Raw genomic sequence first — 25,833 nt, 5'->3', positions numbered from 1 at the left:
CCGGGTCCCCGTCCCGGCAATCCTCGCGGTACGGGGCCGGGGCCGTAAAGAGCCGGCGCCGCGGCGGCCGTCAGCCGGCCGGCTCCAGGGCCACCCGTACGCTGATCCGCTTGCCCGTCGCCTGCCGGGTGATCTGCGGGGCGCCGCACAGCGCGAGCACCACCTCGATGCCGTGCCGGCCGACCCTGGCCGGGTCCGGCTCGGGGACGGCGGGCGCGGCCGAGGAGGTGTCCCACACCGTGATGTCCACCGCGTGGTCGACGAGCTCCAGGTCCAGCCGGCACGGACCCGCGGTGTGCCGGACGGCGTTGCTGATCAGCTCGCTCACCACCAGCTGGGTGGTCTCGACGGCGTGCGCGGAGACCGCCAGGGAGCGTTCGCGGTGCACGCGGCCGAAGAACCCCGCGGCGAACCGTCTTGCCTCCGCGATGGCCGTCGTCTCGCCGCCGTAGACCTCGCTGATGCGCAAAACCGTCGCCTCCCAGGGGCCGTCCGGTCCGGCGTCGTCTCCGCCGCCGGGCCGCTGCTCGCCGTCCTGTGGCCCCCCGGCCGGCGGTATCTCCACCGACGTCAGGGCGCGTACCCCTTCGAACCGGCCGCACACCGGCCGCACACCGGCGGGACACCCGCGACCGCCGCGGCGCGGCTCCGCGTCGGCCCGGGGCGCACCCCGGCCGGGCGGGGGTGCCGCGCCCGACCCGCGGGCGCGGTGCCTCCGGTGTCCCCGGGGCGTACGGGGGGGTGGCGCAGGCGGTGTGGTTCCGTTCGGCCGGTGCGGGTGGGTCGCCCAGGAGCCTGGGTTTCCTGTCGGGCGGTTCTCGACCGTGTCCCGGCCCTCGCCCAGCGGGCGCGGTGCCTTCGGTGTCCCCAAGGCGTACGGGGGGTGGCGCAGGCGGTGCGGTCCTGACCGGCCACCGGGAACCGGTCGCCCGTGCGAGCGAAGCTCCGCGCCGGAGGGGCCCCGACCATACCCAGCCGTGCGTACGGGCCCCGCTCGCCATCGGCCGCGGGGGCTGGACGGGGGCCGCGACGCTGCCCGGCGGGGGCCGGGGGCGGTCCGACGGCTGACGGCGGGAGCCGCGCGCTGTCGCCGGCCCGGGGCCCGGCCGACCCGCGGGAGCCCGGGACGGCCGTCGCGGCGGCCGACGCCGGACGGCCGCTGCCTGCTGCCCGACGTTCGGCGCGGGACCTGGCGCGCCCCGTGGAAGCCCGGAGCGGCCCGCCGGGAAGCGGTTCGGCGCCGGGGCGGGGGGAGGGCGCTGACCACCGCGGGGGCCAGCCGGCGGGCCGGGTGCGGTGACTTCTTTTGCGGGACGCCTTCGGGGGCAGACTCCCGCGCATGACGATCAACGAGAGCGCCCGGACGACTTCGGCCGACGCGACGGACGTCCAGGTCGTGGTACCGCGGGGCGAGCTGGACCTGGACAACCTGCTGCCGCTGACCCTCCAGCTGGAGCGGGCCGCGCTCAGCGGCCCGCGGGTGGTGCTGGACGCCAGCGGGATCACCTTCGGCGACTCCAGCTTCCTCAGGGTGCTGCTCTCGATCGGCCGGCAGACCGATCTGCGGATCGCCGCGCCGCGCCCGGCGCTGGAACGGCTGATCGGCATCGTCGGCATGGACAAGGTGCTGAAGATCCACCCCACGGTGGCGGCGGCCAAGGCGGCGCCCGCCGGGGAAACGGGCGCCGGGGAGGCGGGTGTCGGCTGAGCCCCCGGCGGGAGCCGCGCCGCTCGGGCGTCCCCGGTCACGGCGCCGCGGTCACGGCGCCGCGGTCACGGCGCCGCGGTCGGCGCGCCGGCGGACGGCCGCGCCGGGTCGGCGGGGTCCGCGGGCCGCCCCGGGCCCGCGGGGGCGGCGGCGCCCACCAGGCCCGCCGCGCCGGCGGCGATCGCGCAGAAGGCCAGCGGCAGCACAAAGGCCGTGTTCAGCGGCACCAGCCGGGTGAGCGCGCCGATGACCGCCGGACCGGCCAGCATGCCGAGGTAGCCCAGCCCGGCGACGCGGGAGACGTTGGCGCCCGCCGCCTCCTGGTCGAGGTGCCCGGCCGCGCTGAACAGCTGCGGTACGCAGCCGGACAGGCCGGCGCCGAAGACCGTCCACCCGGCCAGCGCCAGCGGGACCCAGGGGGAGAGGACCACCGCCGCCATGCCGGCCGCCGCCGTCGACGCGCCGAAGCGCACCACGGCGACCGGGCCGATCCGTGCCGACACCCGGTCGGTGACCAGCCGCCCGGCGGTCATCGCGGTGGAGAAGGCGCCGTAGGCGAGCGCGGCGGTCGCCGCCGAGGCCCCCAGCACGTCCCGCACCGACAGCACGCTCCAGTCGTTGGCGACCCCCTCGCACAGCATGACCATCAAGGCGACGGCGGCCAGCCCCCAGACACGCGGCGGCGTCCGCCGCCGGGCCTGCTTCGCCGCCCGGCCCGTCGCTCCACCGTCCACCGCCGCCTCCGCCGCCCGCGTCACGGATATGTGCTCGGGCCGCAGCAGCGCGGGCGCCGCCAGCAGCGCGGCGGCCCCGGCCGCCACCGCCGTACCGCCCAGGGTCACCGGCGCGCTCCACCCCCAGCTCAGCGTCCGGGCGCCGATGAGCGAGGCGGCCACCGCGCCCAGCGAGTAGACCGCGTGGAAGGAGGACATCACCGGGCGCCCGTAGCCGCGTTCCACCTGGACGGCGTGCGCGTTCATGCTCACGTCCAGGCAGCCGTTGCCCAGGCCGAGCACCAGCAGCGCCGCGCCCAGCGTCCAGCCGCTGCGGGCCAGGCCCGGCAGCACCACGGCCGCCGCGCAGAGCGCGGCACTGACCGGCACCACCGTGCGGGCGCCGAAGCGGTCGGCGAGCGGACCGACCACCTGCATACCGGCGAAGGCCCCGCCGCCGAGCAGCAGGAGGAGTGAGCCGAGCACGGCGTGCCCGATCCCGGCCCGCTGCTCGATCGCCGGGATGTGGACGACCCACATGCCGAGCACCAGCCCGTTCAGAGCGAAGTAGGCGAACGTGGCGATACGCGCGGCACGGAGGGATCTCTGCATGCCTGCGAACATAACAAACACAACGACTGTTCGTTAAGGCCGTTTCCGAACAAGTGGGTGGTTCGGTGGTGTTCAATGGGGGCATGGTGAGCAGCGAACGACACCGGCAAATCGCCGAGGCGGTGAGCGAGGCGGGCCGGCTCAGCGTCGCCGAACTGGCCGCCCTGACCGGCGCCTCGGAGATGACCGTCCGCCGGGATCTGGGGATCCTGGCCGAGCAGGGCGTCCTGGAGCGCTACCGGGGCGGCGCCCGCACCCTGATGCTGCGCGGCGAGGAGCCGCCCTTCGCCCTGCGCGCGGCCGAGGGGCTGGACGTCAAACGCCGGATCGCCGCCGAGGTCACCGCGATGATCAGCGACGGCGAGACCGTCCTCATCGACAGCGGCACCACCTGCCTGGAGGTCGCCCGCGCCCTCGAACCGCGCCGGCTGACCGTCATGCCGCTGTCCCTGCACGCCCTCGGCGTCCTCACCGGCGCCCCGCGGCTGCGGCTGCTCGTCCCCGGCGGCGAACCCCGCCCCGGCGAACTCGCCCTGACCGGACCGCTCACCGAGGCGTCCCTCGCGGCGCTCCGCTTCGACACCGCCGTCCTCGGCTGCTGCGGCCTGACCGCCGCCGACGGCCTCACCGCCTACGACCTCGCGGAGGCCGCCACCAAGCGCGCCGCCATCGCCTCCGCCCGCCGGGTGATCGCCGTCGCCGAAGCGGCCAAGCTGTCCCGTACCGCGCTCGCCTTCGTCGCGCCGGCCGCCGCGCTGCACACCGTTGTCACCGAGGAGGGCGCTCCCCGGGAGGAGACCGAGGCGCTGACCGCCGCGGGCGTCGCGGTGCGAACGGTCCGGGTCACGCCGCCGGCCCGGGTCACGCGGTCGGTCCGGTGAACCACGAGGCCTGCGAGGCCTCCCGGAACGACTCCCGCCAGGCGGTCTTTCCGGCGGCCCAGCCCCGCAGGGCCGCCACGACGCGCGCCGCGGACGCGGTCCGGGTCCAGGAGCGCTCGGTGGAGCCGCAGCCCCGGTACTCCAGCTGGTGCGCCCCCTCCGGCCGCAGCCACACCTGGGCGCAGCACTGCTCGTCGGCGGCGCACTCCGGTACCAGGTGGCCCGGCCTTGGTACCGGTGGGCTCTCAATATTCGACTGTCGCGCGTTCGCCGAGGAGTCCAACCGGCTGGTGACTGTGTGATCGCCAGCTGCGTACGGCTCCAGGGACCTTCGACGCGGCTGACGAATTCCTGCGGTGAGCGAGCAACTACCCAGCGGTGGCATCGAGCTGTCACCCGACGAGATCGAAGCCCTCCACGCCAAGTGGTCATCCTGCTGGACCCCGAGTGAGGTCGCGCAGCATATGGTCGGGATCAGCACGCCTTGGTACGTGGCCGCGAGCTGGGCGCTGGACTTGTTCCGCGGCACGCGGACTCGCGCTCATGGAGACATCGAGATCGCGATTCCGGCCGTGAACTTTCCCGAAGTCCGCCACCGCTAGCCCGGATACGTCTTCGACGCGGCAGGCAGCGGCCGGATCTGGGAGGACGCCGCGTTGCAGCCCCAGCCGTTCCAACGCGGCGCCCCCGGCCTCCTGGGCCCATTCCCCGATCGCGGTGAATTTCCGGGCTCCGGCCACCACCGCGCACACCGCGACCGCGATGAGAGCGCCCACCGGATGACGCACCGCGCGCCGCCGACGCGGATCAGGTATCCCGGCGAGCAGCTGGACCAGGAGCTCATGTTCCGGGACGGGCGGGCGAACGGGCGCAGGCATGAGGGACGATGACATGGCGCGGGCGTGATCCCCCGGCCGGACGTGAAGGCGCAGGAACCTCCATCCAACCCGACCGGAACACGTCCGCGTACCTCTTCCACCCACAGAACCCCACGCCACAGGGCTACAGAACGACTCTGCCGGGGCCCTGCCCCTGCACGGGTCCCACGAAGCCCTCGCGGCGGGTATCGTCACCGCTCAAGGTCTCGCTCAAGTCCGCAGGTCAACACCACGACTGGCCTCTTCCCATGGGCCGATTCGCCGGCTGTCGCGAGTTCACATCCGATGCAACTGGCGGCGCTCGGAACATCGGAACGAAAACCGGCGCTACCTGGCAGTCTCGGGCCATGGGCGTCACGCACGGTCATTCTCATAAATGGTCATCTGTGAGAGTTCTGCGAGAGCCCCCGGAGTGATCACGTTTCCGCAGGTCGCCGTTCGCAAAAGTCCTCTCGAAACCCGCACGTTGTGCGAGGCACTTCTGAGGGACTTCCCGCATAAATCGCACGCCCGATCCGGCCGCATTGGCGGTAGAGCGTCACAACTGCCCGAACTGTGACGCGCCCGCCGGCAGCGCCTGCCGCACCCGGGGCGGGAAGACCGCCGCGAAGTACCACACCCCCCGTTTCGTCCTCGTCCCCGCGCTCCGCGAGGAACTGGAGATCCCCGTCCGCGGCACTGGCCGGCACCTCCCGCGGGCCCGGTACAGGTGTCCCGAAGTCCGCAGCCGGCACCGGATCGAGGAACGCCGTCCACGGCGCGCCCGACGGCGCGCGCCCCCGCTCCCGGCACACGGCCGCCTTCCGGTGCCGGCGTCAGCCCGCGGCGAAGGTGCCCCGGGCGATGTCGAAGGTGTTCGCGGCCCGCTCCGCGCCGCTCTCCGGCGCCGACAGGGAGATCTCGTACATCCGTCCGTTCTCCGTCCAGCACAGGACGAAGGCGCGGCGCGCCTGCCCGCGGCCGTAGGTGAACTGCCACAGCGCGGCGGGCAGGCCGTGCTCCTGGGCGGCGGTCACCACCGCGTCCCGGTAGCCCGGATACGTCGCCGCCCCGGCCAGATGGCGCTCCCGGAGCACCGCGAGCGGGCCGCGCGGGTCCGGTAGCCCCCCGCGCTCGCCGAAGCGGACGGAGCGGTCGGGCGACCGGTAATAGGTGTAGGGCGGCTCCGGGTCGCGGCCGAAGGCGGGGGGCAGCACGACGGCGAAGCCCGCCGGGTCGGTGACGAGCAGGAAACCCGGTGGGAACCGCGGCATACCGGGCGCGTCCGGCGGTGGCCCCTGCCCGTCCTGGGGCGGCGGCCCCTGCGGACCGCTGCCGGGCGCCGGCGGCGGGAAGCCCCCGCCGGCCGATGGGAAGCCGGCCGCCGAGGCCGGGGGCGGGCCGTCCACGGGGCGGCCGGCCGGGTCCTGCCGGCCCACCAGGTACGTGGCCGCGCCGCCCGCGCTCACCGCGAGCACGACCAGGGCGCCGACGGCCACCACCTGGAGACCGCTCCGGCGGCGGGAGTCCGGCGCGCGGGGCGCAGGACGAACGGCTGCGCCGGGTAAGCCGGCCGCCTCCGCCCAGCCGCCGGCCGGGCTCCCCGCGGCGCCCTCGGCCGCCCCGGACACACCCGCCGCCGGGCACGCCGCGGAAGCCGGGTCACCGCCGGCCGCCGCCTCCGCCCCCGGTACCGCCTCCGCTTCGGGTACCGCCCGCGCCCGCGGCACCCGGCCGGTCTCGGCGAAGGCCCCCAGCAGCCGCCGCGCCTCGTCGGCGCCCATCCGGCGGGCCGGATCTCGGTCCAGCAGCCCCACCACCACCGGAAGCAGCGGTCCCACCTCCGGCGGCGGGGTGAACGCGTCGATCGCGACGGCGTGCACGATCGCGCCGATCGAGTCGCGGCGGAAGGGCGACTCGCCGTGCACCGCCGCGCACAGCAGCGCGCCCAGCGACCACAGGTCGGCGGCCGGGCCGGCCCCGCGGCCCGACATCCGCTCGGGCGCGGTGTACTCGGGGGACCCGAGGAACGCGCCGGTCTCGCTGATGGTGGGGCTGCCCGGCGTCCGGGCGATGCCGAAGTCGGTCAGTACCACCCGGCCGGTGCTCCGCTCGACCAGGACGTTCGCCGGCTTCACGTCCCGGTGCTGGATGTCCTGTTCGTGGGCGGCCCGCAGCGCGTCCGCCAGCGCGGCCCCCACCCGGGCGGCCTCGCGCGGCGCCAGCGGCCCGTCGCGCTCCAGCAGGTCGGCCAGCGAGCGGCCGTCGATCAGCTCCATCACGATCCACGGGTGGCCCTTGTCCTCCACCACGTCGTGCACCACGACCACATGCGGGTGCCGGATCAGGGCCGCGGTCCGTGCCTCGCGCAGCGCGCGCTCGCGCCGCAGTGCCGCCTGGCGCGCGGTCAGCCCCTCGTCGGTCAGGTGCAGTTCCTTGACCGCGACCTGCCGCCGCAGCAGCTCGTCGGTGGCCTGCCACACCGTGCCCATGCCACCGCGGCCCAGCCGCCCGGTGATCCGGTACCGGCCGGCGACCACGTCGCGTGGCGGTGGGGAGGGGGCGGTTTCGCCCGCGTCTGCTCCGCCGTCGCTCGCCATGCGGTCATCATGCCTCAGCCCGCCGCCGATCGGCCGCCCGCACCCGGTTCGCCGCTCCGGGCGGTCGACGTCCGCCGGCCCGGCCCCATCCGCCGCCCACCCTGCTGCGTCCCCGCCGGCCGCGGCGATTTCCTGACCGGCCGCCGGCCGCTCCGCGGACCGGCCGCGATCCCGGGCCGGGCCCGCTCCGGCCGCACGGGCCCGCTCCGGCCGCACAGGCCAGGCCTCCCGCCGACCCGGTCGGGAATTTTCTCCGGCCACGTGAACACCACGGCTCTCTTCTCCGTACGAGTCTGCGCACGGACCGTGACCCGAGGGCAGTGGTACCCCCTTCGGGCCGGTAGTTCCGAACGCCTGAGCCAGCGCTGCACCCGACTCGTAGGAGATCCCGTGTTACCCGTGCTTGACGTCGGCAAGAAACTCGACAACGCCAATTCCCATGTCCTGTCGCTGTACCGCATGGTCGTCAGTCTGCTGTTCGCCTGCCACGGCGCGGCCACCGTCCTGGGCCTGTTCGGCGGCCCGGACGGCGGCAGACCCTCCGTCGGCGCCTGGCCGGGCTGGTGGGCCGGCCTCATCCAGCTCATCGGCGGCATCCTGGTGTTCCTCGGCATCGGCGACATAGGCACCCGCGTCGCCGCCGTGGTCAGCTCCGGCTCCATGGCCTACGCGTACTTCACGGTCCATCAGAAGCACGCCCTGTGGCCCATCCAGAACGGCGGTGAGCCCTCCGTGCTGTTCTGCTGGAGCTTCCTGCTGCTCGCGATCACCGGCCCCGGTGTCTGGACGCTGTCCTGGCTGCTCGCCAAGGCCGCGGCACCATCCGCCCCGGCGCCCGCCACCGAGACCCCGTAGCCCGGCGGGTACCCACGTCCTTGTGGCCCCGCCGCCGACGCCGAGGCCGCAGGACCGGCCGCGCCGCGACCGCCCCCGGCCTGTCGGGGGCGGTCGCGCCGCGGCCACCACCCGCCGTGCCGCGGCGGCGATCGGACCGTGCCGGCCGTCAGACCGCCCCGGCCGCCTGCTCCGTGGACCCCGTGACCGCGCCGACCCGGGCTCGTGCCGCCGCGAGCGCCGCCTCGACGTCACGCGTGCCCGTGGACACGCACAACGTGTACGCGGTGTCGCGCAACCGGCTGCTCACCCAGGGCGCCGTGTCTCCATCGGCGGTCTGCGCGAGCAGGGACTCGTACCGTTCGATCAGTTCCTGCAGCACCGCAGGGCTGGCCCATATCATGACTGCCTCCTTGACGCAGCCGCTCGCACCGCGCCCACGGCCGCATAAGTTGCCTTCCCGCCGTACGCCCCTTACACGCCTGCGTGCGCCCCCCTTCCGCGCCGCCCCGGCCGCCCCGGCCGTCCGGCCGCCGCTGCCACAAGGGCTCGCGCCTGCCGGGCCCGAGGGGCCCCGTACCGCCTCCGACCTGGTACGTCACCGGTCTGCCGACCGCTGCGCCGACAGTCCGGCACCCGTCAACACCCCCCGACCCGGGTGGTGTTGTGCGCCGGCCGTGTAACGAGGATCACGTCGCCGAGAGCGGCCGCCGGGCGGCTCGCCACGGCTGGATCGCGACGCCACGGCAGGATCGCGCCGTCGTGGCCGTCGTGGCCGTCGTCCACCGGTCCCGCCCCGCCGTCGTCCACCGGTCCCGCCCCGCCGCCGGCGGCCGGGCCCCGCCCGCCGTCCGGTGTGTGAACGGCCGGTGCGTGCGCGGCCCCGCTGTTCCACTATGCCCTGGTGAACAACGCTCGCGTCGACATCGACGTGCTCCGGGTCTTCTGCGCCCCCGACGGCGGCCACGGGAACGCCCTCGGCGTGGTACGGGACGGCAGCCGCTTCCCCGACGAGGCGGCTCGGCAGGCGCTGGCCGGGCGGCTCGGCTTCAGCGAGACCGTGTTCGTCGACGACCCCGAGCGCGGCGTGGTGGACATCTACACCCCCGGGCGCCGCCTGCCGTTCGCCGGCCACCCGCTGGTCGGCGTGGCCTGGCTGCTCGACATCGGGATCATGGAACTCGCCGTCGGCGACGTCTTCGCCCGCGGCGACGGCGAGTTCACCTGGATCACCGCCGAGCCCGGCTGGGCTCCCACGCGGACGCTGCGACAGTACGCCCTCGCCGCCGAGGTCGACGCCCTCCAGACGCCGGAGCCGGGCGAGTGGGTCTACGCCTGGAGCTGGCAGGACGAACTCGCCGGCCGGATCCGGGCCCGCGCGTTCCCCGGCCGCGCCGAGGGTCCCGTGGAGGACGAGGCCACCGGCGCCGCCGCGCTCCTGCTCACCCAGCGGCTGGGCCGCGCCCTGAACATCAGCCAGGGGCGCGGCTCCCAGTTGCTGACCGCCCCGGGCGCCGACGGCACGATCGAGCTCGGCGGCCGGGTCCGCCTCGAACAGACCCTGACCCTGCCGCCCGGCTCGCCGACGGCCCCGGCGCACCGAGAAGATCCGGACGACGGACCCTAGAGCCCGGCGACGTCCGCGACCACCGAGCCGAGCAGGTCGACGGTGGTACGCGGGTCGCCGATCCCCGCGCCGAAGACGTACGCCGTGGTGAAGCCGAGCTCCCGCAGGCCGGTCAGCTGCCGCAGCAGCTGCTCCCTGGTCGACTCGGGAGTGACGGTCAAGGTGGTGGTCTTCTCGATCGCGTCGTAGTCCCGCCCGAGCGCCTCGCAGTGCCCGCGGAGCACGTCGAGCTTGTGCGCGGTCTCCGGACCGGGGAAGAGGTTGCAGGCGTCGGCGTACTGGGCGACCAGGCGCAGCGTCTTGCGCTCCCCGCTGCCGCCGATCAGCAGGTACGGGTGCGGCGAGCGGAGCGCCGCGGGCGAGTTCAGGGTCCGCGCGAGCCGGTAGTGAGCGCCCTCGAAGGGGCCCTCGTCCGGGCCCCACATCTGCAGGCAGATCCGCAGCGCCTCCTCCAGCCGTTCGAAGCGCTCGGCGGTCGGCGGGAACGGCAGCCCCAGCCCCGCGGCCTCGCCCTCGAACCAGGCCGCCCCGATGCCCAGCCCGGCCCGCCCGCCGGAGAGCACGTCGAGCGTGGTGACCTGCTTGGCCAGCAGCCCCGGCTCCCGGTAGACGACGCCCGTCACCAGGGTGTGCAGCAGCACCCGCTCGGTGTGCGCCGCGAGGAACCCCAGGGCGGTGTATCCCTCCAGCATCTCGTTCTCCGCCGGACCCACGTGCTCGATCTGCCACACGTGGTCCATCACCGTCAGCCGGGCGATGCCGGCCGCCTCCGCCTCCCGGGCGGCGCGCGCCAGGTCCGGCCCCAGCCGGGCCGCCCCGCCGGTCCAGGTGAAGTCGGCGAAGTGCAGTCCCAGTTCCATCAGTTCAGTCCTCTGCCTCTGCTCGTCCGTGCCGTCCCGGCGATACCCGGGCGATTTTGCCGGCGGGCCCGCGCGGCCCGGACCGCCGCGCCGCCGCGTCGGCCGGCCCGTCCGCGGCGCCGCCCCTCGCACCCTACGACTCGCCCGGGCGGTCCCCGCCGAGCCTCGCCCTGCTCTCCGCGATGGCCTGCTGGACCTGCTGCTCGATGTGCCGCGGATCCAGCCCCAGGCTCTTGCCTATGTGCACCGACCACACCTGCGAGCGGAGGTTCGTCTCGAAGTCCAGGTCGGCCCGCACGTTCTCCCGGGTGGCCTGCCGGTTCTGGCTCACCATGACGAACGTGGACAGGAAGATCGCCTCCAGGCTGACGATCATCGTCAGCAGACCGTACGGATACGGGTCGAACACCCCCTTCCGCCCGGTCAGCCCCTCGTTCAGCGCGATCCAGCCGGCGAACCACGCGGCGTGCAGATAGACGAAGCCCATGGTCCCCGCGAACGTGGTGATCGCGTCCGCCACCCGGTCCTGCCTGCCCCGCATCCGGGTGTACACCACCCGCTCGTGCCGCAACCGGACCGCTGGGTGCCGGGGGAGCCGGCCGTCTTCCGCGTGAGGGTTCATCCCCCCATGCTCCCCGACCCGGGCACCTGCTCGGGACGGCGCGGCGGTAGGGCCGGCAAGAGGTCCGTTCGGCCCTGGTGCCCGGCCGGTCGGACCGGCGATGATCGGGGTCCGAGCCGGCGTCCGACAGTGTGAAGGTCCGTTATGAGTGAGGTACGGCAGTTTTCGGCGGAGAACCCGATCCGGGTGTTCCTGGTCGACGACCACGAGGTGGTCCGCCGCGGTGTCCACGACCTGCTGGACGCGGAGCCGGGGATCGAGGTGGTCGGGGAGGCCGGTTCGGCCGAGCAGGCCGTGGCCCGCGGGCCCGCCCTGCGCCCGGACGTGGCGGTGCTCGACGTCCGGCTGCCCGACGGCGACGGCATCTCGGTCTGCCGCGAGCTGCGGTCGGGTATGCCGGACCTGGCCTGCCTGATGCTGACGTCCTTCGACGACGACGACGCGCTGCTGGACGCGATCATGGCGGGTGCGGCCGGCTATGTACTCAAGCAGATCAAGGGCTCCGACCTGGTCTCGGCGGTCCGTACGGTGGCGGGCGGCCAGTCGATGCTCGACCCGGCGACCACCGCGCGTCTGATGGGCAGCCTGCGGGACGAGGGCACGGGCGCCGGCGCCGAGCAGGAGGCGCTGGCCGGGCTGTCGCCGCGGGAGCGGGAGATCCTGGCGCTGATCGGCGAGGGCCTGACCAACCGGCAGATCGGCAAGCAGCTGTACCTGTCGGAGAAGACGGTGAAGAACAACGTCTCGCGGCTGCTGGCCAAGCTCGGTGTGGAGCGCCGGATCCAGGCCGCCGTCATCGCCACCCAGAGCGGCGCACCGGCCGCGGGACCGGAGTACGGCCGCCGCTGAGAGGGCCGACCGGCCCCCGGGCGGCTGACCAACGGCCCCTGCCCGCGCCCGCCCGCCCCGGCGAACCTGGACACCAGGACGGCCGAAGGAGAGCGGGATGCACACCACAGCACTGGACGCAACGACCCTGGAGAAACTGATCTCGGCGGCGGTGGCGGCGCCTTCCGTGCACAACACCCAGCCCTGGCGCTACCGGCTCGATCCCGGCACCGCCACGATCGAGGTGCGCGCCGCCACCGAACGGGCGCTGCGGCAGGCCGATCCGGTGGGCCGCGCCCTCCATGTGTCGGTCGGCGCCGCCGTTTTCAACCTGCGGGTCGCGGTGGCGCACTTCGGCTGGGAACCGGTGGTACGCCTGCTGCCCCGGCCGGCCGAACCGGACCGGCTGGCGTCCGTGCGGCTCGCCGGGCCGCCGGCCGGCGGCGAACGCCACGGGCCCGACCTGTACGACGCGGTGTGGCGGCGGCACAGCAGCCGGCTGCCGTTCTCCGGCCGGCCCGTACCGCCCGCCGTCCTGACCGAGCTGACGGAGGCGGCCCGCGCCGAGGGCGCCCGGCTGCACCTGCCCGGTCCGGCCGAGACCGCCCGCATCCTGCGGCTGACCGCCGAGGCCGAGCGGTTCGCGGTGAGCGACCCGGCCCGCCGGGCGGAGAGCCGCGCCTGGGTACGGGAAGGCGCCCGCGACGGCCTGCCCGGCGTGGTGCTGGGCCCGCGCGACGCCGCCGGCCACCTGCCGGTCCGCGACTTCTCCGCGCTGCGGCCGGCGGACCAGCGGCCCTCGGTCCCCTTCGAGCGGCACCCGCTCATCGCCGTGCTGTCCACCACGCACGACCGTCGGGCGGACTGGCTGCGCGCCGGACAGGCGCTGGAACACATCCTGCTGCTCGCCACCCTCCGCGGCCTGCGGGCCTCGCTGCTCCACCAGGCCGTCGAGTGGCCCGACATCCGCTGGGCGCTGCGCGACCCCCGCGGCGGCACCGAACACGTACAGATGCTGATCAGACTGGGCTACGGAGCCGACGGCCCGGCCAGTCCGCGCCGACCCGCCCAGGACGTCCTGGCCTCCGGCGACGAGAACTGGGGCTGACCGGCGCGACCTGCCGCCCGCTCGCCGAGGTCGCGCGCGGCGCGCGCCCCCGGCGCGGGCGGATCGCGCGGCGGACCCGTGCGATACCGCGCGCCGACCAAGGCGGTTGCGCTCCGCAATCCCGCGAATACATACTGTGATCGCCCCGGCGGATCACTGAGGCTGGAGCGCGCTTCTCTGTGTCAGGTCGTCGCCGCAAGGAGGAGTCCGATGCCCCGGTTGACGGTGCGAGACGTGCTGGCAGTATCCGTTCAGCCCGTCCTGCTGCTCGCAGTTGTCAGCGTCTTCGCCCTCACCGAGTGGCGCGGGTGGGAGCCTGGCACGGCCACCTTCCTCTTCCAGTTCGCGGTGCTCGGCTTCCTGGTGGCGCTGGAGTTCCTGATCCCCTACGACCCGTCCTGGCGGCCGGACCGGCGGGAGTGGCGGTATTACGCCGTGTACTACGTGCTCACCGCGACCGCGGGAGCACTCGCGCAGAGCGTGGTGCTGCTCGGTGTCTCCGCGGTCGCGACCACGCATCCCGTCCTCCCCCTGTGGGGCGAGATCCCCCTGGCACTCCTGACCGGCTCGCTCGCGAGCTACGCGGTGCACCGGGCCGGGCACACCTTCGCGTGGCTGTGGCGACTGCACGGCGTGCACCACGTGCCGGACAAGGTCAACGTCGCCAACAACGGCGTCAACCACGTCGCCGACGTGTTCGTCTCGCAGGGATCCGTCCAACTGGCGCTGGCACTGGTGGGGTTCTCCGGGCGCGCGGTCTTCGGGGTGGGCCTCTTCGTCGTCGCGCAGGGGTACTTCGTCCACGCCAACATCCGGGTGTCACTCGGGCCGTTGAACCACCTGCTCGCCGGACCCGAGCAGCACCGGCTGCACCACAGCACGGATCTGTCCGAGGCCGGCCACTACGGATCCGACCTGTCGCTGTGGGACCGGCTGTTCGGCACCTTCACCTGGCATCCCGGCCGCGAACCGGTGGCGGTCGGTCTGACCGACCCCCGGACGTTCCCGGCCTCCGGGCGCGTTCTCGCCACGCTCGTCCACCCCTGGCGCCGCTCGCTCGGCTGACGCGTATCCGCTGTCCCCCGCTCTGTCGCCGGCTTGCTCACGTCCGCGCGGCGCGTGCCGCCCTCCGCGCGGGCGCCTGATCCGTGACCCAAGGAACGCCCATGTCTGCACCCGTCCGCACGTCCCCCTCGCCCGCCGCGAAGATCGCCCTCATCGGTATCGGCTGCCGCTTCCCGGGCGGCGCGAACGACCACCGGTCCTTCTGGCGCAACCTGGTCGAGGGGAGGGACTGCATCACGCCGACGCCGCCCGACCGGTACGACGTGGCGGGCCTGGGCAGCACGGACAAGGCCAAACCGGGTCGGCTGGTGGGCGGACGCGGCGGCTACATCGACGGGTTCGACGAGTTCGACCCGGCGTTCTTCGGCATCAGCCCCCGTGAGGCACATGCCATGGATCCGCAGCAGCGCAAGCTGCTGGAGGTGGCCTGGGAGGCCCTGGAGGACGGCGGGCAGAAGCCGGCCGAGCTGGCCGGGCGGGACGTCGGCGTGTTCGTCGGGGCGTTCACCCTGGACTACAAGATCCTGCAGTTCTCCGACCTGCGGTTCGACACCCTCGAAGCCCACACGGCGACCGGCACGATGATGACGATGGTCTCCAACCGGCTCTCGCACTGCTTCGACTTCCGCGGCCCCAGCCTCTCCATCGACTCCGCGTGCAGCTCCTCCCTCGTCGCGGTCCACCTCGCCTGCGAGAGCCTGCGCCGCGGCGAGAGCTCGTTGGCGCTGGCCGGGGGCACCCTGCTGCACCTGGCGCCGCAGTACACGATCGCCGAGACCAAGGGCGGCTTCCTCTCGCCCGAGGGGCGCTCCCGGACCTTCGACGCGGCGGCGGACGGCTACGTCCGGGCCGAGGGGGTCGGCATCGTGGCCCTCAAACTCCTCGCCGACGCGCAGCGCGACGGCGACCCGATCCACGCCGTGATCACCGAGACCGGGGTCAACCAGGACGGACGCACCAACGGCATCACCGTCCCCAGGGCCGAGGCCCAGGCCGCGCTCATCGAGCAGGTCTGCTCCCGGGCCGGCATCACCCCGGGCAGCCTGCAGTACGTGGAGGCCCACGGCACCTCCACCGCGGTGGGCGACCCGGTGGAGGCGAACGCACTGGCGTACGCCCTCGCCATCGGCCGCAAGCCCGGCGCCGCCTGCTACATCGGCTCCGTCAAGACCAACATCGGGCACACCGAGTCCGCCGCCGGCATCGCCGGGCTGATCAAGACCGCGCTCAGCCTCCGGCACCGGCTCATCCCACCGCACATCAACCTGGAACGGATCAACCCGGCGATCGACCTGGCGGCCGCGCCCTACGAGATCCCGGACCGGCCCACCCCCTGGCCGCCGCACGAGGGAGCGGCCCGCGCGGGGGTGAACGCCTTCGGGTTCGGCGGCACCAACGCGCACGTGCTGCTCGAATCGGCACCCGGGAGCGCAGCCGGGCAGCCGGCGACCTCCGCCCGCTCCAGACCCGCCGCCGACGGCGGCCTCCCGTTCCGGGTGCTGCCGCTCAGCGCCCACGACGCCGCCGTGCTGCCCCGGCTGGCCGAGGCCGTGCGCGCGGAACTGACCGCGGCCGCGGACCCGTACACGGCCCCCGTCGACCTCACCGACCTCGCCTACTCCCTCGCCCACCACCGGCAGCAGCACGACGTCCGGCTGTCCGTGGTGTACGCCTCGTCCGACGATCTGGACGAGTCACTGGCGGCGTACGTCCGCGGCGAGGCGCACCCCCGTGTCCTGCTGGGCAGGCGCCACGAGGCGCAGCACGACGCACCGGCCTGGGTGTTCACCGGAATGGGACCGCAGTGGTGGGCCATGGGCCGGCAGCTGTTCGAGGCCGCACCCGCCTACCGGGAGGCCGTCGAGGCCGTCGACCGCGAGATCGCGGCGCAGGCCGGCTGGTCGCTGATCGCCGAACTGAACGCCGCCGAGGACGAGTCCCGCATGGCGGAGACCTGGCTGGCGCAGCCCGCCAACTTCGCCGTACAGGTCGGGCTCGCCGCCCTCTGGCACGCCCACGGGGTCCACCCCTCGGCCGTCGTCGGCCACAGCACGGGCGAGGTCGCCGCGTTCCACGAGGCAGGGGTGTACGACCTGCCCGACGCCGTGAGGATCGTGCTGCACCGGGGCCGCCTCCAGCACCGGGTCGCGGGCACCGGCACCATGCTCGCCGTCGGCCTGCCGGAGGACGAGGCCGCGCGCCGCGCCGCCGCCCTCGGCGTCCGGGTGTCCGTCGCGGCGGTCAACAGCCCCGAAGCGCTCACGGTGGCCGGGGACGAGGCGAACCTCACCGCGTACGCCGAGGCGCTCCACGCCGACGGCGTGTTCGCCAGGTTCCTCGATGTCCGAGTGCCCTACCACAGTGCCGCCATGGACGTGATCAGGACCGACCTGCTGGCGGGGCTGTCCGGGATCACCCCCCGTCCCGCCCGGCTGCCCCTCTACCTCACCGGCCGGCGGGGGCGGGCCGAAGGGCCCGAACTCGACGCGGGCTACTGGTGGGACAACGTCCGCACCACCGTCCGGTTCCGCTCGGCCGTCGACGCCATGTTCGACGACGGGCACCGCACCTTCCTGGAGATCGGCCCGCACCCGGTCCTCGGGCGCTCCGTCAACGAGTGCTTCGCCGCCCGCGACGAAGCACCGGGGGCCGGCGCCGACGGCACCCCCCGGACCACGACCGCCGCGACCACGGCCGCCGCCGCGACCACGGCGCCGGCACCGGTCCCGGGCGCGCACCAGCCCGTGACCACGCTGGCGTCGATCCGCCGGTCCGAGGATGAGCTCCTGTGCTTCACCACCTCCCTCGCCGCGCTGTACACCGCGGGCTGCGCCGTCGACTGGGACGTGCTGCACCCGCGCGGACGCCGGGTCCGACTGCCGCGCTATCCCTGGAAACGGGACCGGTACTGGACCGAACCCGCGCCCGTGGCGCAGATCCGGCTGGGCCGCGTCGACCATCCGCTGCTCGGACGGCGCCTCGCCACCGCGGAGCCCGCCTGGGAGGTGGCGCTCGACACCGAGACCACGCCCTACCTCGCCGACCACCGGATCCAGGGCCGGACGCTGTTTCCCGCGGCCGGATACGTCGAGATGGCGTACCAGGCGCTCCGCGCCCTGACCGGCGGGACGGACGCCGGGCTCGGCGACATCGAGCTGCGCAAGGCCCTCTTCCTGCCCGACGACGCCCCGCGTCCCGTCCAGCTGTCGCTCTCCACGGAGTCCTCCGTCTTCACCGTGGCGAGTGGCGGCGACACCCCCGTGGTCCACGCCCGCGGCGTGGTGCGCAGCGGAACTCCGGCCGTCCGCGTGCCCCCGCCGGACCGGGAGGCGGTCCGGGCCCGTGGGGAGCACCTCGCCGCCACCGCCTGCTACGAGGCGCTGAGGGCCCTCGGCTACGAGTACGGCCCCGCGTTCCAGGGCATCGCGGAGGTCTGGCGGACGCAGGGCGAGGCACTGGCACTGATCAGGCCGCCCGCCGGTGTCGGCGAGGACGCGGCGGGACACCACGTGCACCCGGCTCTGCTCGACTCCTGCTTCCAGACCCTGCTCGTCGCGGGACTCCCGCCCGCGGACACCGCGCCCGGGAACGGGATGCTGCTCCCGCTCAGCATCGACGAGGTGCGCACGGACCCGGTCGGCGGACGCCCACTGTGGGCGCACGCCACCGTCACCCGGCGGGCGGACGGCGAACTCGTCGGCGACATCGCCCTCTGCACCGAGGACGGTGAACCGGTCGGCCACGTCCACGGCTTCCGGGCCGCGGACGTGGAGCAGACCTCGGCCACGGTGGGGCTCGCGACCATCGACGGCTGGCTCGCCGAGGTCGCCTGGACCGAGGCGCCCTCGCCCGGCGGGATCCCGGCCGGGGAGCGGCCGGTCCCGGGAAGCTGGCTGCTGTTCGCCGACGCGCCCGGGGGCGTCGCGGACTCCCTCGCCGAACTCGCGGGCGGCAGGGGCACGCGCTGCCACCTCGTACGGCCGGGGGAGAGCTACGTCTTCGACCGGGACGGCCGGGACTCCCGGGTGGTCCCCGGCCGCGCCGACGACCTCCGCACACTGCTCGGCGACCTCTCCGACCTGGCCGCCGACCGCGGTGAGCCGCCCCTCGACACCGTGGTCCACCTGTGGAACCTGGACCTGCCCCGGCTGGACGACACCTCGCGGGCCGACCTCGACGCGCACGCCACGCTCGGCGCCTACTCCGTCGTCGCACTGGCCCAGGCACTCCAGGACCACCCCGGGCAGGCGGCCGTCCCGGCCGACCTCCACCTGGTCACCCGGGGAGCCCAGCCGGCCGTGCCCGGCGACCCGGTCGAGCCGCTCGGCGCCCCGGTCTGGGGCATCGGCCGGGTGTTGCGCCACCAGGAACTGACCGCGCACCGGGGCAAACTGATCGACCTGCCACCGCTCCGGCACGGCGCCGGTCCCGGGCGCGCGGGAGCCGACGCCGGGGAACTGCTGCGGGAGATCCTCGCCCCGCCGACCCCGGAGCGGCCGCAGGACGAGGTCGCCCTGCGTCACGGCCACCGCCTGGTCAGCGCCCTCGCCCGCCCCGAAGGGCTCACCCGCTCCATCCCGCCGCGGCTGCGGCCGGACGGCGCCTACCTCGTCACCGGCGCTTTCGGCGCGCTGGGCCGGCTGCTGTGCCGCTACCTCGTCCGCCGGGGCGCCCGGCACCTGATCCTCGTCGGGCGCTCGGAACTGCCCGACCGCGCCACCTGGCGGGCCCTCGGCCAGGACTCCCCGGCGGGCTCCGGGATCGGTTTCGTCAAGGAACTGGAGGCGCTCGGAGCCCATCCCGTGCACGCCGCCCTCGACATCCGCGACGAGAAGGCGCTGACGCGGTGGCTGGCCGACTACCGGGCCCGGGACGCCCCCGCGGTACGGGGCGTCTTCCACCTCGCCGGGCAGGTGCGGGACACCTCGGTGCGGGCCATGGACCGCGCCGCCTTCGACTCCGTCTTCACCCCGAAGGCCGCGGGCTCCTGGCTCCTGCACCACCACCTGCGCGACGAGCCGCTCGACTACTTCGTGCTCTTCGCCTCGGTCGCCTCCCTGCTCACCACCACCGGCCAGACGAACTACGCCGCGGGCAACGCCTTCCTGGACGCCCTCGCCCAGCACCGCAGGTCCCGGGGGATGCCCGCGCTCAGCCTGGACTGGGGCCCCTGGGCGACCGGCATGATCCACGAACTGAGCCTGATTGAGCACTACCGCACCGTCCGGGGCATGAGCTCGCTCTCGCCGGCCGCCGGCACCGCCGTCCTGGAGCGGGTCCTCGGCCAGGACCGCGCCCAGCTCCTGATCGCCACCATCACCGACTGGCCGACCTTCCTGGCCTGGTACCCCTCCCCGCCGCCACTGGTCACCGAGCTGGCCGCAGAGGCCGCCCGCCACGCGGCCGCGGCGGGGTCCGCCGCGGACGGGGACGCGCCGGACGGCCGGGACGGCTACCTGGCCCGGTTCCGGGCCGCCGCGGACGAGGCGGAGCGCGCCCGGCTGGTCACGGACCGCTTCGTCGGCTGCGCCTGCGCCGTACTGCGGATGAGCGCCGACCAGCTCGACCCGGACACCGGTCTCGGGGCCCTCGGCATCGACTCCCTGCTCGCCATGGAACTGCGGGCCAGGATCCAGGCGGAGACCGGGGTCGCGCTGCCTGTCGTGGCCCTCCTCAGCGGAGCGCCGCTGCGGGAACTGACCGCGCAGCTGCACGAGGCCACCGCGGAGCTCGCCGTGGCGGCGGCCGGACCGCGGGCCGCGGCGGCCGCGGAGGTGTACCAGGACCCGTACCGGCACCCGCTGACCCAGAACCAGAAGGCGCTGTGGTTCCTCAAGCAGCTGCACCCGGACGGCTTCGCCTACAACATCGGCGGGGCGGTCGAGGTCCGCACCGAGATCGTCCCGGAGCTGATGGCCGCCGCCGTCCGCGTCCTGACGGCCCGGCACCCCGTACTGCGGGCCAACTTCGTCCTGGAGGACGGCCGCCCGCTCCAGGTCGTCTCGGAGCGCGTGGAGCCGGACCTGGAGGTCTTCGACGTCGAGGGCCGGACCTGGGAGGAGATCCGCGAGGTGATCGTCGAGGAGTACCGCAGGCCGTACGACCTCGCGTGCGACCGGCTGATGCGCTTCAGGCTGTTCCGGCGTGGTCCGGACCGCTGGGTGCTGATGAAGGCGGTCCACCACATCGTCTCGGACGCGATCTCCACCTTCACCTTCATCGAGGAGCTGCTCGCCCTCTACGAGGGCATGCGCGCGGGCCGCACCGTCGAACTGCCGCCCGTCCAGGCCCGCTACCTGGACTTCCTCAACCGGCAGAACCGGTTCCTGGCGTCGCCCGAGGCCGTTCGTATGCTGGAGTACTGGCGCGGCGCGCTGCCTGCCGAGATCCCGCCGCTCACCCTGCCCACCGACGCGCCCCGGCCCGCCGTGCAGACCCACAACGGGGCCTCGGAGTTCTTCGTCCTCGACGAGGACCTCAGCGCCCGGGTCCACGCCCTGGCGCGCGAGAACGACGTCACCGTCTTCATGGTGCTGCTGTGCGCCTACTACCTGCTGCTGCACCGGCACTCCGGCCAGGACGACGTCATTGTCGGCAGCCCGGTGACCGGACGCACCGACGAGGACCTGGCGTCCGTGTACGGCTACTTCGTCAACCCCCTGCCGCTGTACGCGAGCCTGGCGGGCGATCCGACCGTCTCCGAACTGCTCGCCCAGGTCCGCGCCACGGTGCTCGGGGGGCTCGACCACCAGGAGTACCCGTTCGTCCTGCTGGTCGAGAAGCTCGGCCTCCAGCACGACCCCAGCCGCTCGGCCGTCTTCCAGGCGATGTTCATCCTGCTCGCCCACAGGGTGTCCTCGCAGCAGTACGGCTACCACCTGGACTACATCGAACTCCCCGAAGAGGAAGGACAGTTCGACCTCACCCTGTCGGCGTACGAGGACGAGGCCGAGCGCCGGTTCCACTGTGTCCTGAAATACAACACCGACCTGTTCCGGCCCGAGACCGCCGCGCGGCTGGGCCGGCACTACCGCAACCTCCTGGACGCGCTGACCCGCGCCCCCGGCGACCGGCCGGTGGCCGTGCTCGACATGCTCGGCGAGCGTGAGCGCCACGAGATCCTGCACGGCCCGTCCGCCCGCGGGCCCGTCCTCGCCCAGGACCCGCCCGTGCACCGGCTGTTCGTCCGGGCGGCGGCCCGCGCCCCGCAGGCCGTCGCGCTCACCGTCCCCGCCCCCGGCCCGGCCGGGGAGGCCCGCCATCTGACCTACGCGCAGCTGGAGCGGGCCTCCGGCGCCCTGGCCGGGCGACTGCGGGCCCGGGGGGTGAGCGGCGGGGTCGTCGCGGTGTGCCTGCCGAAGTCGGCCGAACTGGTCGTCGCGCTGCTCGCCGTCCTGCGTGCCGGAGCCGCGTACCTGCCGCTCGATCCGGACCACCCCGCGGAACGGCTCGCCTTCATGGCGGGCAACGCGGCCGCGGGGCTGGTCATCACCGACCCGGCGGGCGCCGAGCGGCTGGCCGTACCCGGCGCGGAGTTCCTCACCGACGTCGCCGTGGAAGACGTCGCCCCGGAGGGCGGCACGCCGCAGGACGCCGCCGCGGCCGACACCGCCCCGGACCTTGACGACAGCCCCGCGGGCCCGGACGCGCCCGCGTACGTCATCCACACCTCCGGAACAACGGGCCGCCCCAAGGCCGTACAGGTCTCGCACGGCGCCCTCTCGGCCCTCTGCGGCGCCTGGCGCGAGGAGTACGGACTGCACGCCGCGCCCGGCGTCCACCTCCAGATGGCCGGAACGTCCTTCGACGTGTTCATCGGCGACCTCGTCCGCGCCCTGTGCTCGGGCGGGCGACTGGTCCTCGCCGACCGCGACCTGCTGCTCAACACGGCCCGGCTGTACGAGGCGATGACCGCCGAGGGGGTCGACTGCGCCGAATTCGTCCCCGCCGTCGCCCGCGCGCTGATGACCCACTGCGAGGAGGGCGGCCACCGGCTGGACTTCATGCGGCTGCTGATCGTCGGATCCGACACCTGGAAGGTGGCGGAGTACGAGCGGCTGCGCGCGCTCTGCGGCCCCGCCACCCGGGTGGTCAACTCCTACGGGCTGACCGAGGCGACAGTCGACAGCGCCTGTTTCGACGGACCCACCGACGGTCTCGACCCCAACAGCATCGTCCCCATCGGCACTCCGCTGCCCAACTGCGTACTGCACGTGCTCGACGCCCACCGGCAGCCCGTACCGGCGGGAGTGACCGGCGAACTGTGGGCCGGGGGAGCGGGCCTGGCGCTGGGCTACGCCGGGGATCCGGAGCAGACCGGGCGCCGCTTCGTCACCGTCACCCTGGACCGCGGACCCGGCGCCGTCCCCGAACGGCTCTACCGCACCGGCGACCTGGCGCGCCGGGACGCCCGGGGCCGGATCCACCTGCTCGGCCGCGCCGACACCCAGATCAAGCTGCGCGGCCACCGCATCGAACCCGGGGAGATCGAATCCCTGCTCACTTCCTTCCCCGGGGTCGCCGAGGCCCACGCGACGGTCCGGACCGGTGCCGGCGGCGAACCGGCGCTCTGCGCCTACGTCGTCCGGGCCCGCGACGCCCTCGACGCCCGCGACGCCGACAGTGTGCACGCCGCCGCCGGCCCGGCGGACGCCGGTCCGGACACCCGGGCGCTGCGCCGGCACCTCGCCGCCCAGCTGCCCACCTACCTCATCCCCACCCATCTGACGGTGCTCGACGCCCTCCCCCTGACCCCGAACGGCAAGGTGGACCCGGAAGCCCTGCCCGCGCCCCGCGCCGAGGCGGCCGAGGGGGACCACGAACCACCCGCCACGCTTTACGAGGAGCGCGTCGCGGCCCACTGGAAGAACGTGATCGGCCTGGAAAAGGTCGGCCTGCACAGCGACTTCTTCGCCTCCGGCGGCAGTTCCATCACGCTCATCGAGCTGATCCACCACCTCCAGAAGGAGTTCGGGATCGCGATCCCGGTCGGCCTGCTGTTCAAGGTCACCACGCTGCACGGGATGGCCCGCACGGTCGAGGACATCGTCACCGGCCGGATCTCCGGCAACCTCTCCCACCTGACCTTCAACGCGGGCCGCGGACCGGCGCTCTTCTGCTTCCCGCCGGCCGGCGGCCACGGCCTGGTCTACCGCCACTTCGCCGCGCACCTGCCGTCGCACGAGGTGATCGCCTTCAACCACGTCGACGGGGACAAGACCACCCGCTACGCCGACCTGATCGAGTCGCTCCGGCCCGAGGGGCCGTGCCTCCTCCTCGGCTACTCCCTGGGCGGCAACCTCGCCTTCGAGGTGGCCGGGGAGCTCGAACGGCGCGGACGCGAGGTGCCCCACGTCGTGATCATGGACTCGTACCGCATCACGGAGGAGTACGGACTGTCCACCGAGCACGTCGCGGCCTTCGAGCGCGAACTGGGGGACCACCTGCGCCGCCACACCCGCTCCGAGACCGTCACCGCGCAGACCCTCGAACAGGCCAGGGACTACCTGGAGTACTGCGGACGCACCCCGAACCGCGGAACGGTGGCCGCTCTGGTCACCGTGATCTCCGACGAGGCGAAGGCGGCCTTCTACGCGGCCGGGCAGCCCGGCAGCTGGCACACCGCCTCCACCGCCGGCAGCCGGCTGGTAAGCGGTGCCGGGCTGCACGCCGAGATGCTCGACGAGAAGCCCGCCACCCGCAACGCGGCCCTGGTGCTCGACGCGCTCGGCGACGCGATCGGCGCCCCCCGCGACGTCCGTACCCCCGCGCGGGCCGACACGACGGAGGGCGAGCTCGGTGCCGCGTGACGACAGGACGGTGTGGGAGGACCGCGGCCCCCGGGCCCCGGGGCGGGGCCGGCCCGCCGCCGGAAAGCCCCGGGTGATCATCATCGGCGCGGGCATCGGCGGCCTCTCCACCGGCTGCTACGCCCAGATGAGCGGCGCCGAGACCCGGATCTTCGAGCGGCACGTGCTGCCCGGCGGCTGCTGCACGGCGTGGTCGCGCCAGGACTACGTCTTCGACTACTGCATCGAGTGGCTCACCGGGACCGGACGCAACAACGACGCCAGCCGGGTCTGGCGGGAGCTCGGCGCCCTCGACGGCAAGACCATCGCGAACTTCGAGATGTTCAACACCGTCACCGACGAGCACGGCCGCTCGGTCACCTTCTACAACGACCCCGACCGCCTCGAGGCGCACCTCCTGGAGATCTCGCCCGCCGACGCCCGCCCGATCCGTGCGTTCTGCCGCGACCTGCGCCGCTTCACCCGCATCAACCTCTACCCCTTCCTGACCCCGCCGCCCCTGCAGTCCCCCCGCGAGAAGCTCGCCACCCTGCGCGCCGTCCTGCCCTCCTTCGCGCTGCTGTGGCGCACCGCGGTGACCCGGATGGAGAGCTTCTGCGACCGCTTCGAGGACCCACTGCTGCGCCGGGCCTTCCCGTTCATCTTCTTCCAGGACCACGAGGTCTTCCCGCTGCTGCCCTACCTGTTCAACATGGCCAGCGCCTTCCACCTCAACGCGGGCTTCCCGCAGGGCGGTTCGCTCGGCCTGGCGCGCTCGGTGGAGGAGCGGTACACCGAACTCGGCGGACGGGTGGACTACCGGGCCCGGGTGGAGCGCGTCCTGGTGGCGGACGACCGCGCGGTCGGCGTGCAACTGAGGAACGGCGAACGGCACTTCGCCGACCACGTGGTCTCGGCCTGCGACGGGGCCACCACCATCGAGAAGCTGCTCGGCGGCCAGTACACCAGCCCGAGGATCGACAAGCTCTTCACCGAGATGGCGAGCCGCCCCGACGTCCTGTACCCGGGCGTGGTCTCGGCCTTCGTCGGACTCAGCGAGGAACTGGATCCGGCGGCCCGGCACAGCACCACCTACCTGCTCTCCGACGAGGACAGCGCGGCGCTGCCCGGCGTCCTCCAGGGCAGCCTCGTCGTGCAGATGCGCTCCCGCTACTCCGACGGATTCGCCCCGCCCGGCAAGTCCGTCGTGCACTGCACCTACTTCAGTGACTACGACTCCTGGAAGCAGCTGCGACGCACCGACCGCAAGGCGTACTGGGCCCGCAAGCAGGAGGTGGCCGACTTCGTCCGCGGCTTCCTGGAGCGCCACTACCCGGGGATCGGCCGGGCCATCGAGGTGGTGGACGTGGCCTCCCCGGCGACCACCGAGCGGTACACCGGGGTGCGGGGCGGCAGCATCCTGGGCTGGAAGTCCTTCACTCCGGCCGACGACGTCATCACGGGGCTGATCAACAAGGACCGGATGCGGCTGCCCGGCCTGGACGGATTCTCCATGGCGGGCCAGTGGTTCGGCGGCGGCAGCCTGATCCGCGCCGCGGCCGGCGGCCGGTTCGTCACCCAGTACCTGTGCAGGGAGCTGGGCCTGGACTTCCGCGCCTGGGAACGCGGCGGCACGACCCCCTGGCACCCCGACCGGCTCGGCGAGTTGCCCCAGCTCGAAACCCGCAGGGTGAGGTGACGGCGAGATGACCACGGTCAGGAGCGCCCGC

General features: G+C 74.2%; 17 protein-coding genes and 2 pseudogenes. 11 read left to right on the top strand and 8 right to left on the bottom strand.

Annotated features, from left to right (window positions below; translation table 11 throughout):
* Nucleotides 1–70 precede the first annotated feature (70 nt).
* Nucleotides 71–565 (bottom strand): ATP-binding protein, encoded by a 495-nt coding sequence (locus RLT57_RS01550; protein ID WP_311295542.1) that lies wholly within the window; start codon nucleotides 563–565, stop codon nucleotides 71–73.
* 774 nt (nucleotides 566–1,339) lie between these two features.
* Here RLT57_RS01550 and RLT57_RS01545 point away from each other — a divergent pair.
* Nucleotides 1,340–1,708, top strand: coding sequence for an STAS domain-containing protein (locus RLT57_RS01545; RefSeq protein WP_311295541.1), 369 nt, complete (start codon nucleotides 1,340–1,342; stop codon nucleotides 1,706–1,708).
* Nucleotides 1,709–1,773: 65 nt separating this feature from the next.
* Here RLT57_RS01545 and RLT57_RS01540 read toward each other — a convergent pair whose 3' ends face one another.
* Nucleotides 1,774–3,033: an MFS transporter gene (locus tag RLT57_RS01540; RefSeq protein WP_311295540.1), complete on the bottom strand. Its 1,260-nt coding sequence runs from the start codon at nucleotides 3,031–3,033 to the stop codon at nucleotides 1,774–1,776.
* Between the two features lie 83 nt (nucleotides 3,034–3,116).
* Here RLT57_RS01540 and RLT57_RS01535 point away from each other — a divergent pair, with 83 nt between their 5' ends.
* Nucleotides 3,117–3,914 carry a DeoR/GlpR family DNA-binding transcription regulator gene (locus RLT57_RS01535; protein WP_311295539.1) on the top strand — a complete coding sequence of 266 codons (798 nt, stop codon included), beginning with the start codon at nucleotides 3,117–3,119 and terminating at the stop codon, nucleotides 3,912–3,914.
* On the opposite strand, the gene RLT57_RS01530 is transcribed toward RLT57_RS01535, so the two are convergent.
* Nucleotides 3,895–4,197 (bottom strand): hypothetical protein, encoded by a 303-nt coding sequence (locus RLT57_RS01530; protein ID WP_311295538.1) that lies wholly within the window; start codon nucleotides 4,195–4,197, stop codon nucleotides 3,895–3,897. The genes RLT57_RS01535 and RLT57_RS01530 overlap by 20 nt on opposite strands.
* 73 nt (nucleotides 4,198–4,270) lie before the next feature.
* On the opposite strand from RLT57_RS01530, the gene RLT57_RS01525 reads away from it, so the two are divergent.
* Nucleotides 4,271–4,516 (top strand): nucleotidyltransferase domain-containing protein, encoded by a 246-nt coding sequence (locus RLT57_RS01525; protein WP_311300922.1) that lies wholly within the window; start codon nucleotides 4,271–4,273, stop codon nucleotides 4,514–4,516.
* A gap of 36 nt (nucleotides 4,517–4,552) precedes the next feature.
* Here RLT57_RS01525 and RLT57_RS01520 read toward each other — a convergent pair.
* A pseudogene (locus RLT57_RS01520) lies at nucleotides 4,553–4,792 on the bottom strand (transposase family protein); the annotation flags it as partial.
* A 524-nt stretch (nucleotides 4,793–5,316) separates the two neighbouring features.
* Between RLT57_RS01520 and RLT57_RS33670 the strand changes: the two are divergent.
* Nucleotides 5,317–5,439: pseudogene (locus RLT57_RS33670) on the top strand (zinc finger domain-containing protein); the annotation flags it as partial.
* Between the two features lie 168 nt (nucleotides 5,440–5,607).
* On the opposite strand, the gene RLT57_RS01515 reads toward RLT57_RS33670, so the two are convergent.
* The gene (locus RLT57_RS01515; protein ID WP_311295537.1) at nucleotides 5,608–7,371 is read right to left on the bottom strand and encodes a protein kinase domain-containing protein; all 1,764 of its coding nucleotides are present in this window, start codon (nucleotides 7,369–7,371) and stop codon (nucleotides 5,608–5,610) included.
* Nucleotides 7,372–7,761: 390 nt separating this feature from the next.
* Here RLT57_RS01515 and RLT57_RS01510 point away from each other — a divergent pair, with 390 nt between their 5' ends.
* On the top strand, nucleotides 7,762–8,226 hold the full coding sequence (locus tag RLT57_RS01510) for a DoxX family protein (protein ID WP_399127825.1): 465 nt from the start codon (nucleotides 7,762–7,764) through the stop codon (nucleotides 8,224–8,226).
* A gap of 148 nt (nucleotides 8,227–8,374) precedes the next feature.
* On the opposite strand, the gene RLT57_RS01505 is transcribed toward RLT57_RS01510, so the two are convergent.
* Nucleotides 8,375–8,608: a DUF5133 domain-containing protein gene (locus tag RLT57_RS01505; protein WP_311295536.1), complete on the bottom strand. Its 234-nt coding sequence runs from the start codon at nucleotides 8,606–8,608 to the stop codon at nucleotides 8,375–8,377.
* Between the two features lie 501 nt (nucleotides 8,609–9,109).
* Here RLT57_RS01505 and RLT57_RS01500 point away from each other — a divergent pair.
* On the top strand, nucleotides 9,110–9,832 hold the full coding sequence (locus RLT57_RS01500; protein WP_311295535.1) for a PhzF family phenazine biosynthesis protein: 723 nt from the start codon (nucleotides 9,110–9,112) through the stop codon (nucleotides 9,830–9,832).
* On the opposite strand, the gene RLT57_RS01495 is transcribed toward RLT57_RS01500, so the two are convergent.
* Both RLT57_RS01495 and RLT57_RS01490 read right to left on the bottom strand, forming a co-directional pair.
* Complete coding sequence (locus tag RLT57_RS01495) at nucleotides 9,829–10,692, bottom strand: LLM class F420-dependent oxidoreductase (protein WP_311295534.1); 864 nt, start codon at nucleotides 10,690–10,692, stop codon at nucleotides 9,829–9,831. The two genes, RLT57_RS01500 and RLT57_RS01495, sit on opposite strands and share 4 nt — an antisense overlap.
* A gap of 133 nt (nucleotides 10,693–10,825) precedes the next feature.
* A complete protein-coding gene (locus tag RLT57_RS01490; protein ID WP_311295533.1) occupies nucleotides 10,826–11,314 on the bottom strand; it encodes a DUF1003 domain-containing protein in 489 nt (162 codons plus the stop codon).
* 144 nt (nucleotides 11,315–11,458) lie between these two features.
* On the opposite strand from RLT57_RS01490, the gene RLT57_RS01485 reads away from it, so the two are divergent.
* The 5 genes from RLT57_RS01485 (at nucleotide 11,459) to RLT57_RS01465 (ending at nucleotide 25,802) form a co-directional block, all read left to right on the top strand.
* Entirely contained in the window at nucleotides 11,459–12,163 is a 705-nt protein-coding gene (locus RLT57_RS01485; RefSeq protein WP_311295532.1) for a response regulator transcription factor, read from the top strand.
* A 97-nt stretch (nucleotides 12,164–12,260) separates the two neighbouring features.
* Nucleotides 12,261–13,250 carry an Acg family FMN-binding oxidoreductase gene (locus tag RLT57_RS01480; RefSeq protein WP_311295531.1) on the top strand — a complete coding sequence of 330 codons (990 nt, stop codon included), beginning with the start codon at nucleotides 12,261–12,263 and terminating at the stop codon, nucleotides 13,248–13,250.
* Nucleotides 13,251–13,460: 210 nt separating this feature from the next.
* Nucleotides 13,461–14,315, top strand: coding sequence for a sterol desaturase family protein (locus RLT57_RS01475; protein WP_311295530.1), 855 nt, complete (start codon nucleotides 13,461–13,463; stop codon nucleotides 14,313–14,315).
* A gap of 101 nt (nucleotides 14,316–14,416) precedes the next feature.
* Entirely contained in the window at nucleotides 14,417–24,124 is a 9,708-nt protein-coding gene (locus RLT57_RS01470) for a non-ribosomal peptide synthetase/type I polyketide synthase (RefSeq protein WP_311295529.1), read from the top strand.
* Nucleotides 24,114–25,802: a phytoene desaturase family protein gene (locus RLT57_RS01465; protein WP_399127821.1), complete on the top strand. Its 1,689-nt coding sequence runs from the start codon at nucleotides 24,114–24,116 to the stop codon at nucleotides 25,800–25,802. The genes RLT57_RS01470 and RLT57_RS01465 overlap by 11 nt, the downstream gene beginning before the upstream one ends.
* Nucleotides 25,803–25,833: the final 31 nt, after the last annotated feature.

This window comes from Streptomyces sp. ITFR-21 (assembly GCF_031844685.1).
In the GTDB taxonomy this organism is placed as follows: Bacteria; Actinomycetota; Actinomycetes; order Streptomycetales; family Streptomycetaceae; genus Actinacidiphila.
Note: the sequence above shows the minus strand (reverse complement) of the source record. Positions and strands in the feature narration are given on the sequence as shown.

What these genes read in the sequence shown, in the direction of transcription:
- RLT57_RS01515 (WP_311295537.1), bottom strand. Translation starts at nt 7,371, where the DNA reads ATGGCGAGCGACGGCGGAGCAGACGCGGGCGAAACCGCCCCCTCCCCA.
- RLT57_RS01490 (WP_311295533.1), bottom strand. Translation starts at nt 11,314, where the DNA reads ATGAACCCTCACGCGGAAGACGGCCGGCTCCCCCGGCACCCAGCGGTC.
- RLT57_RS01480 (WP_311295531.1), top strand. Translation starts at nt 12,261, where the DNA reads ATGCACACCACAGCACTGGACGCAACGACCCTGGAGAAACTGATCTCG.
- RLT57_RS01540 (WP_311295540.1), bottom strand. Translation starts at nt 3,033, where the DNA reads ATGCAGAGATCCCTCCGTGCCGCGCGTATCGCCACGTTCGCCTACTTC.
- RLT57_RS01535 (WP_311295539.1), top strand. Translation starts at nt 3,117, where the DNA reads ATGGTGAGCAGCGAACGACACCGGCAAATCGCCGAGGCGGTGAGCGAG.
- RLT57_RS01485 (WP_311295532.1), top strand. Translation starts at nt 11,459, where the DNA reads ATGAGTGAGGTACGGCAGTTTTCGGCGGAGAACCCGATCCGGGTGTTC.
- RLT57_RS01495 (WP_311295534.1), bottom strand. Translation starts at nt 10,692, where the DNA reads ATGGAACTGGGACTGCACTTCGCCGACTTCACCTGGACCGGCGGGGCG.
- RLT57_RS01545 (WP_311295541.1), top strand. Translation starts at nt 1,340, where the DNA reads ATGACGATCAACGAGAGCGCCCGGACGACTTCGGCCGACGCGACGGAC.
- RLT57_RS01505 (WP_311295536.1), bottom strand. Translation starts at nt 8,608, where the DNA reads ATGATATGGGCCAGCCCTGCGGTGCTGCAGGAACTGATCGAACGGTAC.
- RLT57_RS01475 (WP_311295530.1), top strand. Translation starts at nt 13,461, where the DNA reads ATGCCCCGGTTGACGGTGCGAGACGTGCTGGCAGTATCCGTTCAGCCC.
- RLT57_RS01470 (WP_311295529.1), top strand. Translation starts at nt 14,417, where the DNA reads ATGTCTGCACCCGTCCGCACGTCCCCCTCGCCCGCCGCGAAGATCGCC.